Here is a 14,937-nt window from a genome sequence, read left to right on the forward strand (position 1 = left end):
GTCCTTCTGTCACAGCACGCCGCGGGCGTGCAGGTCGTCAATGTCGTTGGCGGTCAGCCCGAGTAGTTCGCCATAGACCTCGGCGTTGTGTTCGCCGAGGCGAGGTCCGAGATGCTCGACCGTGCCGGACGCCGAGGAGAACCGCGGAACGGGTGCCTGCACCTTCATGGCTCCCAGCTGGGCGTCCTCGACGGTGATGAACACCTCCCGATGCGCCAGTTGCTCGTCGGCGATTAGATCGCCGATGTCATAGACGGGGGCCGCGGCCACCTCGTGGGCGTCGAAAATGGCCATCGCTTCCGAAAGAGTCTTTGTGGCAACCCAATCGGCCACCACCGCGTCGACCTCCCGGGCCCGGGCCAGCCGTCGCTGCGGGTCGGAGAAGTCCGCGTCGGCCAGCAGGTCGTTGCGGCCGATCGCCCGGAACACCCGCAGGGCCAACGCCGGTGAACTGCCCGACATTGCCAGCCACTTGTCGTCGGCGGTGCGATAGGTGTTGCGCGGCGCGGAGATATCCCATCTGTTGCCCGATCGCTCGGGCACCAGACCCAACTGGTCGTAGCCCAGCAGCGTCTGCTCCAGCAGCCGGGCCAGCGGATCGATGAGGTTGACGTCGATCAACTGCCCGGGCCCGCCGTGCACGTCACGGTGATAGAGCGCCATCAGCACCGCGTAGGCCGCGTTCAACGAGGCGACACCGTCGGCCAGCATGAACGGCGGCAGGGTGGGAGGCCCGCCGGCCTGGCCGGTGATATGCGCGAATCCGCTCATCGCCTCACCGAGCGTGCCGAACCCCGGGCGCTCACTCTTCGGCCCGCTCAATCCGTAACCGGTGATGTGCAGCATCACGATCCGGTCGTTGACCGCACGCAGGCTCTCATAGTCCAGCCCCCACTTGCGCAATGTCTGGGGGCGGGTGTTGAAGATGGCGACGTCGGCGCGCGCCACCAGACGGCGCACCAACGCCTGGCCCTCGGCGCAGCGCAAGTCCAGTGTGATCGAACGCTTGTTGCGCGAAATCGACTTCCACATCAACCCGACTCCGTCGCGCTGATTGCCCCAGCCGCGGATCGGGTCGCCGTGCCCGGGTTGTTCCACCTTGATCACGTCGGCGCCGAACTCGCCCAGGTAGGTCGCCACCAGGGGGGCGGCAGCCAGGGTGGCGAGGTCGAGTACCCGCAGCCCGTCAAGCATTGGCACCGGCAGCCACCCGCGCGCACGAAGGGCGCTGCAGCCCAAGGTGTTCCCGCAACGTCGACGCCTCGTACTCGGTGCGGAACAGCCCCCGGCGCTGCAGCTCCGGAACCACCATGCGCACAACGTCTTCGAACGCCCCGGGCAGATGCGTTGCGGCCAGCACGAATCCGTCGCAGGCTCCGGTTTGAAACCAGTCCGCCATCTGATCGGCGACCTGGGGGCCGGTGCCCACGAAACGGGGGCCCTGCAGCAGGGTGGCGCGATGGTTGGCGAGGTCGCGCAGCGTGACCGCTTCCCCGCCGATATGGGTGCGCAGGTTCTGCACCAGACCGCGGATTCCGGAGACGGAGGCCAGCAGTTCGTCGGTGACCGGATCGTCGAGATCGTGTTGGGCGAAGTCGTAATTCATCAATTCCGACAAGAGCGTCAGCGATGCCATCGGATGAACCAGATCATCCAGGAACATGGCTTCGCGCTCCTTGGCGTGGGCTTCCGACTCGCCGACCACAGCGTATGCCATGGGGCAGATGCGAACCGCGGCGGGATCGCGGCCGGCGTCGGCGATGCGGTCCTTCTGATCGGTGTAGTGGCTGCGCGCCACGTCGATCCCGGGATCACCGGTGAAGATCAATTCCGCCCACCGCGAGGCGAATTCGCGTCCCCGTCCCGACGAACCGGCCTGGATGATGACCGGGCGGCCCTGCGGGGTTCGCGGCACCGTCAACGGCCCGCGCGTGGAGAAGAATCGGCCGACGTGGCCCAACTCGTGCACCTTGGTGGGATCCGCGTACTGCCCCGACACCCGGTCGTGCAGAACGGCGCCGTCCTCCCAGGTGTCCCACAGCCCGGTTACCACGTCCATGAATTCGTCGGCCCGGTCGTAACGTTCGTCGTGGCCGAGGTGGGCCTCGACGCCGAAGTTCTGCGCCTCGCTGTCGTTGACCGAGGTGACCACGTTCCACGCGGCGCGGCCACCCGACAGGTGATCCAGCGAGGCGAACGTTCTCGCGACGTGGAACGGCTGGTAGTAGGTCGTCGAGTAGGTGGCGCCCAGCCCGATCCTGGAGGTGGCCTGTGCGAGTACGCCGAGGATCACGCTGAGGTCCAGCTTGACCGGGCGGGCGCCGTACTGGACGGCCTCGCCCACCGAGCCGCCGTAGACGCCGGGCATCGCCAGACGGTCGTCGAAGAACATCAGGTCGAAGCAGCCCTCTTCGAGCTGGCGGCCGATCTTGGCGTAGTAGGAGGCGTCCAGGTATCGGTGCTCGGTTGCGGGATGCCGCCAGGAGCCCGCGTAGACGGAAGTGCTGCCGGCCTGCATGAAGGCGACGAGGGCCATCTTGTCGGTGCGCATTTTTGAAACGTAACATCTGATATTTCAGATATCAAACGCTAGATCTGCCGTTTGGTATTGTGCGCAGGTGGCGAGGATCGATATTTCCGGAACCGTCCGTGAGCGCGCCGCGCGCGAGCTACGCGACCGGATTCTCACCGGCGCACTGCCCGCCGGGGCGCGGGTCGACCTCGATGCGATCACGGCGGAATTCGCGACCAGCCGCACCCCCGTGCGAGAGGCGCTGCTGGAGCTGTCCTTCGAGGGCCTGGTCCAGGTCGCCCCACGCAGCGGCGTGACCGTGCTCGGCATCAGCCCGGACGACGTCCTGGACAGCTTCACCATCCTCGGTGTGCTGACCGGGCAGGCCGCGGCGTGGGCGGCCGCACGGATCGAGCGACCGGAGCTTGAGACACTGCGCGAACTCGCGGCCGACGTCGTCGCTCGATCCGGTGACGACAGCATCGGCGAGGCGAACTGGCATTTCCATCAGATGATCCACCGCGCCGCGCACTCGCCCCGGCTGATGAACCAGATCAAACAGGCCGCCCGGGTGGTGCCGAGCAATTTCCTCACCCTGTTCCCCGAGCACGAGAAGCACTCACTCGACGAGCACCAGGAGCTATTGGACGCGCTCGGCGACAAAGACGCCGAGCGGGCGCGCGCCATTGCCGAACGACATGTCCTGGACGCGGGTCGCTCGCTGGCCGACTGGCTGGAGCAGCGCCGCGACGGTTAACCGCGGGCGCCGGTCAACTGTCAGCCGCCGCCGGCTCCTCCGCCTGCGCCACCCGCGGCACCACCCCCGCCCGCCGGGGGGCTTTCGCCGCTGCCGCCGTAGGGCACTTGCTGCGGAGCGGGCGCAGGTGGAGCCGGACTGGACGATGTCGGCGTCGGCGGCGCCTCGGGAAGAGTTGCCGCTGCACTCGCGCCCGCACCACAACCGACCGCCAGCGCCACCAGGGCGGTACCACCTAGCAGGGTCATCGTCATCATCGCCTCAGATCTCAACGGATCTCCCCTTTTCGTCTGTGAGCATGGCTTCGAGCTCACATACCCGCATTCCGGTTTTGCAATCGCGCGTTGACGATTCGAGGCGGTCAGCTGAGTGCGGGCAAGACCTGGTCCGTGAGCAACTGGACCGACTTCCACGCTTCGTCGACCGGCATGCCGCCGACCAGTGGGTGCATCACGAGGGGCCCATAGTTGTCGGCATCGCGCACCTCCGTGATCAGCTGCTCCGGGGTGAGGAAGCGGTATCGTCCCGACGCCCTGACCTGGTCCAGCGTTTGAACACCGGGCAGGTGCATGAGCGAACGCTGGTCGGTGGACCACCGGCCGTAAGTCACTGCCTCCCAAAGGATATGCTGTCCCAGCTCCGCCCACGCCTGGTCGGGGTCCTCGTGCAGGTAGATCATTCCGCGGTTGACCGGCCCCGGCATGAGGATGAACGGCGACATGCCCGCCTCCGCACACAGCTCGCGGTAATAGTCGGCGATATCGGGCAGGTGGTCCGCCAAACTGAGCGGCAGCCGGAACCGGGCCGCGCGCCGCGCCGTGGCACGTGCGCCACCCCCGACGTACAGCGGGGGATGCGGCCGCGACCAAGTGCCGGTGCAGATTCCGTGTTCCGGATCAGTACCCGACCACACGGCGAGCATTCGTTCCAGCAGGGCATCCATCAGTGCACCGCGCCGGCTGAAATCGGCTCCGAGAGCGTCATATTCGACCGTCCGGTAGCCCAGGCCCACCGTTGTGTGCAGACGTCCGCGGCTCATGTTGTCCACGAGGGCGATGTCCTCGGCAAGTCGCACCGGATTCCACAATGGTCCCAACGCGCAATCGACGCTCGCGATCAGCTTCGAGGTCCGGGCCAAAAACATCGCCGCGGCCATGATCGGATTGCAGCTCCACCCGTGTCCGGTCGCGTGATGCTCGTCGACGCTGACGGACGTGATGCCGTGGGACTCTCCCCACTGTCCCAGCTCGAGCGCCGCGGATAGGAGCTTGCCCTGCGTGCGTGGATCGCCTTGCGGGGAGGCGAAATTGAAGCGCAGCACCGTCAACAGCATCTGCCCGCCTCGCTACGCTTTCGGGCCGGCCGCCGCCTGCAGGAAACCCGGAAAGTCCGGGAACAGCGCGCGGTCGACGATCTCGATTCGGGTTCCCGCGTCGTCGACGTAGTAGGCGAAAAGCGCCAGATCGCCGTTCGAAGACGGGTCCGCGGTGTCGGCGGTGGCTTCGAAGCTGAAGCCGTTGTCTTCCAGCATCTTTGCACTCTCGGCCAGGTTGTCGGTCCAGTAGCCGAGGTGGTGGATCGCGTTGCCGGGTGCCGCCGTCCAGGCCGTCCCGGGTACCTCCTTGATCAGTTCGACGTGCGGCGCCTGCAGCGAATAGACGAAAGTCGAAGTGATCTCTTGGGTTCCGCCGGCCGTGCGAAAGGGCAAGGTGTAGCTCACCGGGGTGATCCACCGGTAACCGGCCAGCGCGCTCAGCCTTGCCATCGCCGCGTCGAGGTCGGGCACGATGATGCCGGTGTGGTAGAAGTCCTCGGGCCGTAACGCGAATGCCGTCATGTGTTCCTCGCTATCTGGTTGCGCAGCCAGGCACTCTCCCAGAAGTTCGTGCTGCTGGCGAGAAGTTTTTCATGGGCGTCGCGCAACACGGCGCGAGCCCCCGGATGGTCCCCCGGAACAATCTCGGCCAGGTGGATGGCCTGCAGCGCGCGATCGGCTGCCAAATGAGCCCGGGCACGCTCCAGCAGCGCATCGGCGCCGGCCAGTTCGACCACGTCGGCGGCGACGGAATCGAACCCGACGGGGTAAAGCTCGGTGGTCGATTCGTGGTGGAACCAGCCGGAGTAGTTCTCCCAGACTGCCCGCACGTCCCAGGCGACTTTGCCGTAGCCCTGTCCCACTTCGTATTCCGCGGGAAGCGTGATTTCGCGCATCAACGTGCGAACATCCTTGCCGGCGTTCATCCCGTCAACGGTTTGGTCGTGGATGTACTGGATGGCGTTTCGCAGCCTCGTGAGCTCTCGGTCGATGCGCTCGGCGCCCTTGACGGGCTCGAAGTGCCCGGTCACCAGCAGGTCGGCCTGCAGGTCCCGCACCCTGTCCACCGACGCGATCGCCGTCAACGCGTCCCGATACCGATCGCCGCGCATGGTGACCAGGTTGGGAATGTGCCCGATCAGCGGACCAAAGGTGTTTCCACACAGGCAGATCCGCTCGTTGGGCAGCCATACCACGAGGGAGTCGGTGGTCTCTCCACCGGGCACCGAAATCAGTTCCATTCGCCGGCCGCCGATTTCCAGGCGCAGGGTGTCTTCGAAATCGATGTCGACCACCGGCACGCTCTGGCCCGCCAGCCGCGACGTCCCCAGGCGCCGTTGGATGGCCTGAATGCCGGTGGCCAACGTGTCTTTGAATGCGAAAGCGCTGCGGCTGGCCCGATAGGGGATCAGCCGGTCGTTGTCGTCGCGCCAGCTCTTCCAGTTCGCCTGCGCGACAACGATCGTGTCGGGATCACGCACGCTGTCCAGGCCGCCGACGTGATCGACGTGGCCCTGCGTGAAGATGATGTAGCGCACCGGCGACGGGTCGACGGCGTCGAAGTTGGCGCGATGCACCGGCCCCTCGAAGCCCATCCCGGTGTTGATGACCACCCGACCCTCGGTCGTGGTGAGCAGATACGAGTTGGACAGGCCCGGCGAACACCACAGGCCCGGGGCGATCTCCTCGGCCCTCTCGGCGGACGCCGGGCGCATCGCGTCGGCGCCCGGCCGGCTCCGATAGACCGGTTCGGACATCGCTGGTGACTCCTTTTATTCGGGACGGACGTCGAACTTATCGAGGTAGAAGCCGAAACGGCTGCGCAGTTCGTCGGCGGAGGTGCCGAAGTGCCGCTGCAGTTCATAGTGGATGCGGCCGTGTTTTCCCCGTGGATTACCGTCCAGGTAGCGCTGGAACCGTTCGCGTACCTTGGGCGGCAGCTCCACGCCGGCGCGCTGATACAGCTTTTCGAGCACCGGCGTCTCGTTGCCGCCCAGCTGGTGGAAGTTGATGTCGATGCTGCGTTCGGGCGCCACCAGATGGCGGTCGCGCACGCATGCGCTGAGGAGTCGATACACGCGGTCAGTCCAATAGTCCAGCAGCCACTGCGGGTCAATGCTGCTGCGGCGCAACCGATCCGAGTACGCCATCATGGTGATCGCCGACTGGATCACCGCGGCGGGGTCGCGGTGCGTGAAGGCTACCGTCGCGTCGGGAAACGTCGCCATCAACGGGCCGAGCTGCTCGCAGTGCTGCGGACTCTTGAGCACCCATGTCCGTGGACCGCGCAGGAAGGTCAGCGTCTGCAGCACCTTCTTCATGTACGCGTAGTGCCGAGTTTGGTCGAGGCGCAAGTAATAGTCGCGCCAATCGGGCACGCGCGCATGCCATTCCAGCACGTACGAGGCCATGTCGAGGTCGAGAAGCTCCACTTCCTCCTCGATCGCCTCGGGAAAGCGGTCATGCATCGCGGCTACCACGGGTGCACTCGCCATCAGCGCATCATGTTCCGCTTTCGCGCGGGCATAGCGGGGATCGACGCCGAAGATGTCGGGGCCCTGCCCCAGCGCGGGAATGGGATCCTGGCTCTCCCAATACGGCAGCGCGCGCCGGCGCGGGTCGGAGGCAATGAGATTCACCAGATGTGTGGTGCCCGAACGCGGCATCCCGACGACGATGAACGGTTTTTCGATCGGGATAGATTCTATTTCGGGATAGCGCCGGATGAGTTCGGTGAGCGATAGCCGGTTGCGGAGCAGGCGCACGACACGTTGGCGCAGCGATCCGCGGGTGAGCTGGCGCAGCGCGTCGTCGGCTTCGATGGCCCCGACGTGCGCCCGCAGCCGGTCGGCGAACCCGTCGGTGTCGTCGAGGTCGGCGGTTCCGGCCGGCAGGCCGGTCTGCTCGATGGCCTCGGCGAGCATCCGATCGATGTCCAGATCGACGGGCTTGGCTTCGGTGAATTCCAGGATCTGGCGCTGCACGTCGGTCAGTCGGGGCGCCGTCAGGTCGTCGAAGTCGATGTCGTCAACCGCGGAACCCACCGCAACCCCTCTCCGACGCATCAGGTGAGAAAGACGACACAGACGCTAGCCGCGGCGCAGATCCGCCGTGCATCCACCTCGCCGCGCCCGGCCGGCGCTAGAGGTTGGCCAGATCGTCGGGGACGTCGACCTTGTGTTCTTGCAGCGCCTCCAGGGGCACCACCTCGAGGGTGCTCTCGTGCGTCGCGGCCAACACCACCGGGGCGGCACAACCGTCGTGGTGGGCGCGCAGCCAGTTCAGCGCGGTCACGCACCAACGGTCGCCGGGCAGCAGACCGGGGAACCTGTACTCGGGCACCGGCGTCAACAGGTCATTGCCGATCGAGCGCTGGTGCTCGAGGAATTCGGCGGTCATCACCGCACAGATCGTGTGCCGCCCGAGATCCTGTGGACCGGTCGAGCAACAGCCGTCGCGATAGAAACCGGTCAGCGGGTCCGTGCCGCACGGTTCCAGCGGGCCGCCAAGCACGTTTCGATCTGGCACCCGTTAAGTATTGCGCTCTCGAGGGTGAAGTTTGAAGAAAATCTGCCGACTGCTTCGTCGGGTTTTCGCGTGACGGACCCATCGGGTGCCCGTGTGGACGCCCGGGCATCGGGCGTGTTAACTCGAATCGATGTCGACGCCGCCCAACCAACCCGGAAATCCGCCCGGTGAGCCACCCTGGGGATGGCAGCCTCCGCAGGGATATCCGCCCCCGCAGCCCTACCCCGGCTTCCCGGGGTATCCCGGCTATCCCGGATACGGCGACCCCCAGGCGCCGTACGGCCGCGATCCGGTGACCGGGCTGGCGCTGTCCGACAAGTCTGCGACCACCGCCGGCTTACTTCAGCTGTTCTTCGGCGTGTTCGGTATCGGCCGCTTCTATATCGACTCGACGCAGATCGCGGTCGCGCAGCTGTGCCTGGGGCTGTTCGGGGTTCTCTTCAGCCTCTTTTGTTTTCTCGGATTTCCGGTCCTGCTCGGCGTCACCGTCTGGGCCATCGTCGACGCGATCATGATCTTCACGGGCAGCGTCAAAGACAAGTACGGTCGCAAGCTGCGTTAGGCGCCTGAGTTGGACAACGTTTTCAACTGTCCGCCAACACTTTTGGCTTGCGTTGGGCCCAGATTTTAACCTGGACGGCTTCGCCACGATCCAGGGCGCGCCGGTGGTAGTGGTCACGGATTGGTCACGATCGCGGGCGAATCTGGCCGTGCGACGGTGCCGACAACGAACCTGTCGCGACGCGCTGAGCAAATCCCGGGGAAATCGTCCCGAAAACTTATCGTCACATCGTGGAACGACGTACGGCCCTGAAACTCCCTCTGTTACTGGCGGCGGGCGCCGCCGTTGCTCGGGCACCTCGGGCCTCCGCGGAGGAAGCCGGCCGGTGGTCACCCGAGCGCGCGAGCCGTTGGTATCAAGCGCAGGGCTGGCTCGTCGGAGCGAACTACATTCCGGCGAACGCCATCAACCAGCTCGAGATGTTCCAGCCCGACACCTTCGATCCGCGGCGCATCGACACCGAACTCGGCTGGGCCCAGTTCTACGGCCACAACACCGCGCGGGTGTTCCTTCATGATCAGCTGTGGGCCGCCGACCAGCGTGGCTTCCAAACGCGCCTAGGGCAATTCGTCGACATCGCCGCGCGCCACCGCATCAAACCGCTGTTCGTGTTCTTCGATTCCTGTTGGGATCCGCATCCACGCGCGGGGCGCCAGCGCGCGCCCAGGCCCGGCGTGCACAACTCGGGGTGGGCGCAGAGCCCGGGCGCCGAACGACTCGGCGACCCTCGCTACGTCCCGGTCATGCGCGACTACGTCACCGCGGTGATGACCCAATTCCGCAATGACAACCGGGTTTTGGGCTGGGACCTGTGGAACGAGCCCGACAATCCCGCGCGCCAGTACCGCAGCGTCGAAAGAAGCGACAAGGAACAACTGGTCACCAATCTGCTGCCCCAGGTGTTTCGGTGGGCCCGGGCGGTGGATCCCAGTCAGCCGCTGACAAGCGGTGTGTGGCAGGGTGATTGGGGGCAAGCTCAGGGGCGTAGCGCGATCAGCGACATCCAGCTTGCCAACGCCGACGTGATCACCTTCCACTCCTACGCCGGGCCTTCGGGATTCGAAAATCGCATCAACGAACTCACCCCGCTGGGCCGGCCGATCCTGTGCACGGAATACATGGCGCGCCCCCAGGGCAGCACCGTCGAATCGATCCTTCCGGTTGCCAAGCGCCACAACGTCGGCGCCATCAACTGGGGCCTGGTAGCCGGCAAAACGCAGACCTACTTCCCCTGGGACTCATGGGATCACCCGTACACCTCGGTCCCCAAGGTGTGGTTCCACGACCTGATCCGGCCCGAGGGACGCCCGTTTCAAGACATCGAAGCGCTGACGGTGCGAAAGCTGGCCGGTAGCCAGACCTGATCAGGGTTGCGGCCGGGGTAACCCTTCGCTGAAGTCGATCAACGCTCGCCCGCCACAGACCTTCCGGTAGTAGGGTTATACCTGCTCAGAAGGGGGCGGCGATGGTCGTCGGTGTTGGTGGGCTACTGGCGGCGTCATGACGTGGGAAAATTTCACCGAAGCAGAACTGATCGCGGCGGGCGGCGGCGATCCATGGGCGATCAATCAGAGCCTGCAGGCCGGCAGCCCGTTTCAGATCGACCGTTTGGCGGAGGCCTTTCACGGTGCCGGTCGGCACACCGCCGAAGCCGACCACGCCTTCGAAGACGCGCGGAAACGCTTTGCCGCCGCTTGGAACCACCAGGACGGTGGTCACCCGATCAATGACTCCGACGAAGTCCAACGAGTCACCAAATCCCTTGGTGCACAGTCTGAGCGACTACCGAAGATCGGCGCCGATCTGGAATCCATCGCCGCCGCGTTGGCCGATGCGCAAAAGCAAGGGGCTCAAGAGATCGCCCTGCTGGACAGCGAGCTGCGGGGACTCGACAGACTCATCCACGCGATAAATCATGACCTGACATTCGAACTCTCCGCGTCGGAACGCGACAAATTAGAGAAGCTGAGGGACGCTGCGCACGCCCAGGCCGCGGACGACGTCGGCGAAGCCGTCAAGCAGATGAATTCAATTCGCAACGCCTACTCGGACACCTTACGGAAATCGATGAGCGCTCTGCATGCCGACGGTTACGACATCCCGAAAGCCGTAGACGGTTGGATCGAAAGCCCACTGAAACCCGGTGAGGTAAGAGATCTCGGTCCGATCGCCGGCACCGGCGGCATTCCCGGCATCCCAGGAATTGGGGCGGCCGACTTGGGGGAAGTCGTCGAGGTACCCGGGCAGCCCGGGAAGTACCTGGCTATCTTTGGTGATTCGTTCTCCGGCAATAAGGTCGGTGAGGGCGAGCACTATCGATCTGTCGCCGTTCCAGTGACCTTCGATGCCGATGGACGCCCGCATTTCGCGGCGCCATTGACGGGAGCAGAAGGTAGCGGTCGCGAGCTATTTCCCATCCCAACGGAAGCGAAGGGGGTTACCGACACCCTGCCAGCTGGGACGATCACGCTCGGCGACAAAACCTACATGATGGTGACGGGCACTCAGGGTGACTTAAAACCCGTGGCTTCGTGGCTGGTCGAGGTTAATGGTGACCCCGGTAAGGGGTGGGCCATGGTGCCGGGGTCGTTTCGGGGCGCGGGCGAAGCGCCCACACAGGTCAGCGGCTATAAGGGTACTGACGGCAAGGTCTACATCGCCGCCGATTCCTTCGACCGCAGCCGAGGCATCACCATGTACCGCGCGGATCCCGGCAACGTGTTCGATCGTTCAACCTGGCAGCCGTGGAATGGGAACGACTGGGGAAAGCCCGGACAGCAGGCCGTACAGGTAACCCCGAACCGTTACGGGGAGCTGAGCTTTCGAGAAATCGGCGGGAAGCCCGTCTTGTCTGGCTTTAACGTAGACGCGCATAAGGGAAGTATTGAAGTGCGGGTAGGAGCCAACCCGACCGAAATGTTTAGTGCGAACGTGCCCACAACCCTCGTTGCGCAGAATGGCGACCCAGGAGGCCCGAAGTTCATCCCACAACCGTACGGTGGATATATCCTGCCCGGATCAACGCTCGACGATTTGAAATTATTTGGAAGTCAATGGAATACGCTTAAGGATGCGAGCGGCGTGCCGTTCGGTACTCCGTATAACACCCGAGAGTTTCAACTTAGCCCCTATCACTGACCCGCCTGAACCGATTGGATGCATATGGCCATCAACAAACTGGTCGGCGTCACGACACTCGCCGGAGCTACGTTGTTAGTTGCCTGCACGGCGCACGCCGACCCACCTCGATTTCCCGATCTGAGCGCAGACGCACCAGTGAACGTCCGCGACTACACGATCGACGTTTCCAACCCTGGCCGGCCGCCCCTGCCCACGGTGTATTTCCTCACTCCCGATGGGGTCGTCTGCAACTACATGCCCGACCAAGCACAGTGCACTGGCAACAACCTGCCCGGGATCCCTCCCGCGCCTTCAAATCCCGACGCGGGAATCACCGGAGTCAATTGGATCGGAACCACCACTGGGCTGAAGCAGACGAATGAGGGTGAACCATCACGCGTGATCGACGGACAGCCAGTCAAAACGCTGCCTCCGGGCCATTCCATCACGGTGAACGGCATCATCTGCGGGGTCGACAACTCAGGCACGACCGCGTGCAAGGACCCGCAAGGCCGTGGCTTCGTGCTGTCGCCGAAGGGATCTGGGTGGCTGCCCCACGTGTGAGTACCGCTCGAGCGTGGCGGCAACACAGTCGCCGGGCATAGCGACAGAAGTTACGACTTGAAAAAAGCTTGGTACAAGGTTTTACGACGCCGCGAAATCCCCGACGGCGGTCATCTTGTTGCCGTCCCAGGCGGTGGCGAAGCCGCCCGCGTTATACGCGCAGTTCAAAATGATGTCTCGGTGCGGTGGACTCTGCATCCACATGTCGAGCGCTTCCTTCGGGGTCGCGGCGGATCCGGTTCCCCAGAAGACGATTTCACCCGAGTACCTGCTCCGATAGCCCGCAGCGGTGATTCGCGCCTGCGGTGATGAGCCGTCCGACCCGATGTGGCCGCTGACGCCGTTGCGCAACATGTCATCGGCATGGCGCTGGGCGGCTTCGGTCAAGCGCGGGTCGTCGCTGATCGGCGGGCATCCCGGGCGAAGCTGGTTGATACCGCTGTACAGCGCGGTCCCCGAATCGTCGGCGTGCGCGACGAATCCGGACAGGGCGCCGGGAGCCGTGATGAAGGCAGTACAGATCGCGAAGACGGCGATGATCTCGACTTTGCTGGCCATGATGCCTCTTGTCGCGCGCTCGCTTTGCTGTTTTTGGTATCTAAATGTTACCCATTTTCAACCAAGAACGATCACGAATCGCAAATCGATTCGCGGCGCTCAGTGACCGGCGTTGCGGGCCAGATCGATTGCGTATTGATTCACGAAGTTGCCGGCCGGCGGATCACCCTTGCCGCATGTTCCGTCCGATTCGCCGGGGCGCTTGATCCACAGGTAGGCGTCTGCGTGTGCGCCCGCGGTGCTGGCGGTCGGCGGAGTGCCCAGTGCTCGGCCGCTGGGGTTGCACCAGTTGAGGTCGGAGTCCGGGGCCGGTCCCGCACCGTTGCGCGACGTGTCGATCACGTAGTGCGAGCCATTCGTGAGGCCCGAAATGGCCTCGCCATAACCGATTTCGTCCTCGGTGGTGAAGAAGTTCGCGGTGTTGATGCTGAAACCCCGCGCGTGGCCGACGCCGGCCTGATTGAGCCGGGCGGCCATGTCGTCGGCGCTGTGCCAACGCAAGTGACCCGCGTCGACGTACACGGCCGCGTTCGGATCGCGGGTGAAAGTGTCGACGGCGTAGCGGATCAGGTCGAAGCGTTCCTGGCGCGCATCACCGGACAGGCAGTCGGCCATGGCCAGCGCATCGGGTTCGACGACGATCGCCACTCGCGAAGCCCCCACACCGGATGCGATGCCGTCGATCCACGAGCGGTAGGCGTCGGCCGAGCCCATGCCGCCGGCGGCGAAACTGCCACAGTCGCGGTGCGGGATGCCATAAATCGCCAGCACCGGAATTGCGCCGGCGGCATTGGCGTCACCGACATACTTCCCGACCGTGCCTGCCGACCCGCCCGGGACGATCCAGTACGCCTGCGGCGTGTTGGCGATGGCGGTCAGCTCGGGACTCGGCGGATCGGCGCTCTGCGAGGCGCGCATGGCCGCCGATGTCGGGTTGACGTAGAACGGCGCCCCGGCCAGCGGGTCACCGTCGGCGACCAGCCGCACCGGCGGGGCGGGACGGACCTGCACGGGAAGCTCAACCAGGCCCATGCCGGCGACGGCCGCAACCGTGAGTAAGGGGACGATCCACCGCACGACTGCACCTGCAGCTGAGAAGTTCACCTGAGGAAAATTAGTGGCTCGCAAGCATCGAGCGCCAATCGACGGTTCGGTCTACTGAGGACGGCTACGGCGACCCGCTTACATCGAGCTGCGCCCGCCGGGACCGCCGGCAAGCAGGCCGGCCGCGAAGGTCGCGCCCTTGTCGATCACCGCGGCGTTGGTCGAATACGTGTCATGCGCGGCGAAATTCATCCCGTCGGAGCAGATCGGGTCCTCGGCGGCGCATACCTGGATGGTTTTGGCCTGATAGAGCGGGCCGATGGCAACCGGCGGCTCACCGAAGAAGTTCATCGCCTTCGCGTTGGGCAAGGCGAAGAGCACGACCGAGGAGACGTGGTTGGCGATTTCCGGATCCAGCGGTTTGGGGACGCTCGCGGGATCGATCCCATCAGGTACGACGGGCGAGGTGACGAAGCCCATCACGGCCGCCCCTTGGGAGTAACCGCCGAGCACCATCTTGGTGGTGGGGCAGTCGTGCGCCATCGACACGACGTGTGCGGCAGCGTCTCTGACGCCGGCCTCACCCGCGTTTGTCCAGTCATGCGTGGCGGGGTAATCGACCGCGTAGACGTCGAACGATTTTGCGCCGACGCGCGGCTGCAGCGAGTCGACGAATGCCTGCCCGGTCGGACCGAGGCCGGGCGGATCGTCGGTGCCGCGGGCGAACACGACCTGCACATCCGGGCACGGACGGGCGGTTGCGGCGGGGATGGCGGTCACGAGGGCCGAAGCGGCGGCGCCCGACGCCGCGGCTACCGCTGAAGCAACAAGACAAGGGCCGTGACGTGCGCTCATGCCGCTGTTTGCCCAAAATTGTGATTTTTAAACCGCGGCCATCTGCCGCCGACCGGCGTGAGCCGGGGACGGCGCGCAGAATTCGCTCATGGCACGATCAGCCGGTTCCAGCAAATCTGGCA

General features: G+C 65.1%; 15 protein-coding genes. 5 read left to right on the forward strand and 10 right to left on the reverse strand.

Annotated features, from left to right (window positions below):
* Positions 1-9 precede the first annotated feature (9 nt).
* The gene (locus tag A9W96_RS24475) at positions 10-1,194 is read right to left on the reverse strand and encodes a CaiB/BaiF CoA-transferase family protein (protein WP_067143825.1); all 1,185 of its coding nucleotides are present in this window, start codon (positions 1,192-1,194) and stop codon (positions 10-12) included.
* On the reverse strand, positions 1,187-2,551 hold the full coding sequence (locus tag A9W96_RS24480) for an LLM class flavin-dependent oxidoreductase (RefSeq protein ID WP_067143764.1): 1,365 nt from the start codon (positions 2,549-2,551) through the stop codon (positions 1,187-1,189). Before A9W96_RS24480 ends, A9W96_RS24475 begins: the two co-directional genes overlap by 8 nt.
* A 67-nt stretch (positions 2,552-2,618) precedes the next feature.
* Here A9W96_RS24480 and A9W96_RS24485 point away from each other — a divergent pair, with 67 nt between their 5' ends.
* Positions 2,619-3,269: a GntR family transcriptional regulator gene (locus tag A9W96_RS24485; protein ID WP_067143766.1), complete on the forward strand. Its 651-nt coding sequence runs from the start codon at positions 2,619-2,621 to the stop codon at positions 3,267-3,269.
* 361 nt (positions 3,270-3,630) lie between these two features.
* Here A9W96_RS24485 and A9W96_RS24490 read toward each other — a convergent pair whose 3' ends face one another.
* The 5 genes from A9W96_RS24490 to A9W96_RS24510 form a co-directional block, all read right to left on the reverse strand.
* Positions 3,631-4,602 (reverse strand): LLM class flavin-dependent oxidoreductase, encoded by a 972-nt coding sequence (locus tag A9W96_RS24490; RefSeq protein ID WP_067020218.1) that lies wholly within the window; start codon positions 4,600-4,602, stop codon positions 3,631-3,633.
* Between the two features lie 12 nt (positions 4,603-4,614).
* Positions 4,615-5,106 (reverse strand): VOC family protein, encoded by a 492-nt coding sequence (locus A9W96_RS24495; RefSeq protein WP_067143768.1) that lies wholly within the window; start codon positions 5,104-5,106, stop codon positions 4,615-4,617.
* Positions 5,103-6,341: an MBL fold metallo-hydrolase gene (locus A9W96_RS24500; protein WP_067143770.1), complete on the reverse strand. Its 1,239-nt coding sequence runs from the start codon at positions 6,339-6,341 to the stop codon at positions 5,103-5,105. The genes A9W96_RS24495 and A9W96_RS24500 overlap by 4 nt, the downstream gene beginning before the upstream one ends.
* A gap of 15 nt (positions 6,342-6,356) precedes the next feature.
* Positions 6,357-7,628 (reverse strand): sulfotransferase, encoded by a 1,272-nt coding sequence (locus tag A9W96_RS24505; RefSeq protein WP_066868784.1) that lies wholly within the window; start codon positions 7,626-7,628, stop codon positions 6,357-6,359.
* Between the two features lie 97 nt (positions 7,629-7,725).
* The gene (locus A9W96_RS24510; RefSeq protein WP_064953898.1) at positions 7,726-8,112 is read right to left on the reverse strand and encodes a DUF2237 family protein; all 387 of its coding nucleotides are present in this window, start codon (positions 8,110-8,112) and stop codon (positions 7,726-7,728) included.
* Positions 8,113-8,242: 130 nt separating this feature from the next.
* Between A9W96_RS24510 and A9W96_RS24515 the strand changes: the two genes are divergently transcribed.
* The 4 genes from A9W96_RS24515 to A9W96_RS24530 all read left to right on the forward strand — a co-directional run bounded on the left by A9W96_RS24515 (position 8,243) and on the right by A9W96_RS24530 (position 12,358).
* A complete protein-coding gene (locus tag A9W96_RS24515; protein ID WP_066868781.1) occupies positions 8,243-8,674 on the forward strand; it encodes a TM2 domain-containing protein in 432 nt (143 codons plus the stop codon).
* 230 nt (positions 8,675-8,904) lie between these two features.
* Positions 8,905-10,038 (forward strand): cellulase family glycosylhydrolase, encoded by a 1,134-nt coding sequence (locus tag A9W96_RS24520; RefSeq protein ID WP_067143772.1) that lies wholly within the window; start codon positions 8,905-8,907, stop codon positions 10,036-10,038.
* A gap of 136 nt (positions 10,039-10,174) precedes the next feature.
* Positions 10,175-11,812 carry a DUF4185 domain-containing protein gene (locus A9W96_RS24525; protein ID WP_067143774.1) on the forward strand — a complete coding sequence of 546 codons (1,638 nt, stop codon included), beginning with the start codon at positions 10,175-10,177 and terminating at the stop codon, positions 11,810-11,812.
* 24 nt (positions 11,813-11,836) lie between these two features.
* Entirely contained in the window at positions 11,837-12,358 is a 522-nt protein-coding gene (locus A9W96_RS24530) for a hypothetical protein (protein WP_156749067.1), read from the forward strand.
* 81 nt (positions 12,359-12,439) lie between these two features.
* Here the strand turns inward: A9W96_RS24530 and A9W96_RS24535 are convergent, their stop codons facing one another.
* From A9W96_RS24535 to A9W96_RS24545, 3 genes are all read right to left on the reverse strand, one after another.
* A complete protein-coding gene (locus A9W96_RS24535) occupies positions 12,440-12,916 on the reverse strand; it encodes a CAP domain-containing protein (protein ID WP_197498215.1) in 477 nt (158 codons plus the stop codon).
* A gap of 99 nt (positions 12,917-13,015) precedes the next feature.
* Positions 13,016-14,020 (reverse strand): glycoside hydrolase family 6 protein, encoded by a 1,005-nt coding sequence (locus A9W96_RS24540; protein WP_067143776.1) that lies wholly within the window; start codon positions 14,018-14,020, stop codon positions 13,016-13,018.
* A gap of 78 nt (positions 14,021-14,098) precedes the next feature.
* A complete protein-coding gene (locus A9W96_RS24545) occupies positions 14,099-14,815 on the reverse strand; it encodes a cutinase family protein (protein ID WP_067143778.1) in 717 nt (238 codons plus the stop codon).
* Positions 14,816-14,937 lie beyond the last annotated feature (122 nt).

Origin of the sequence: Mycobacterium sp. 1245852.3 (genome assembly GCF_001669335.1) — a bacterium.
GTDB classification, from domain to species: domain Bacteria; phylum Actinomycetota; class Actinomycetes; order Mycobacteriales; family Mycobacteriaceae; genus Mycobacterium; species Mycobacterium europaeum_A.

Bases quoted from the DNA above. Each gene is read 5' to 3' on its own strand.
- A9W96_RS24500 (WP_067143770.1), bottom strand. From the start codon at position 6,341: ATGTCCGAACCGGTCTATCGGAGCCGGCCGGGCGCCGACGCGATGCGC.
- A9W96_RS24480 (WP_067143764.1), bottom strand. From the start codon at position 2,551: ATGCGCACCGACAAGATGGCCCTCGTCGCCTTCATGCAGGCCGGCAGC.
- A9W96_RS24495 (WP_067143768.1), bottom strand. From the start codon at position 5,106: ATGACGGCATTCGCGTTACGGCCCGAGGACTTCTACCACACCGGCATC.
- A9W96_RS24490 (WP_067020218.1), bottom strand. From the start codon at position 4,602: ATGCTGTTGACGGTGCTGCGCTTCAATTTCGCCTCCCCGCAAGGCGAT.
- A9W96_RS24545 (WP_067143778.1), bottom strand. From the start codon at position 14,815: ATGAGCGCACGTCACGGCCCTTGTCTTGTTGCTTCAGCGGTAGCCGCG.
- A9W96_RS24475 (WP_067143825.1), bottom strand. From the start codon at position 1,194: ATGCTTGACGGGCTGCGGGTACTCGACCTCGCCACCCTGGCTGCCGCC.
- A9W96_RS24515 (WP_066868781.1), top strand. From the start codon at position 8,243: ATGTCGACGCCGCCCAACCAACCCGGAAATCCGCCCGGTGAGCCACCC.
- A9W96_RS24530 (WP_156749067.1), top strand. From the start codon at position 11,837: ATGGCCATCAACAAACTGGTCGGCGTCACGACACTCGCCGGAGCTACG.
- A9W96_RS24535 (WP_197498215.1), bottom strand. From the start codon at position 12,916: ATGGCCAGCAAAGTCGAGATCATCGCCGTCTTCGCGATCTGTACTGCC.
- A9W96_RS24525 (WP_067143774.1), top strand. From the start codon at position 10,175: ATGACGTGGGAAAATTTCACCGAAGCAGAACTGATCGCGGCGGGCGGC.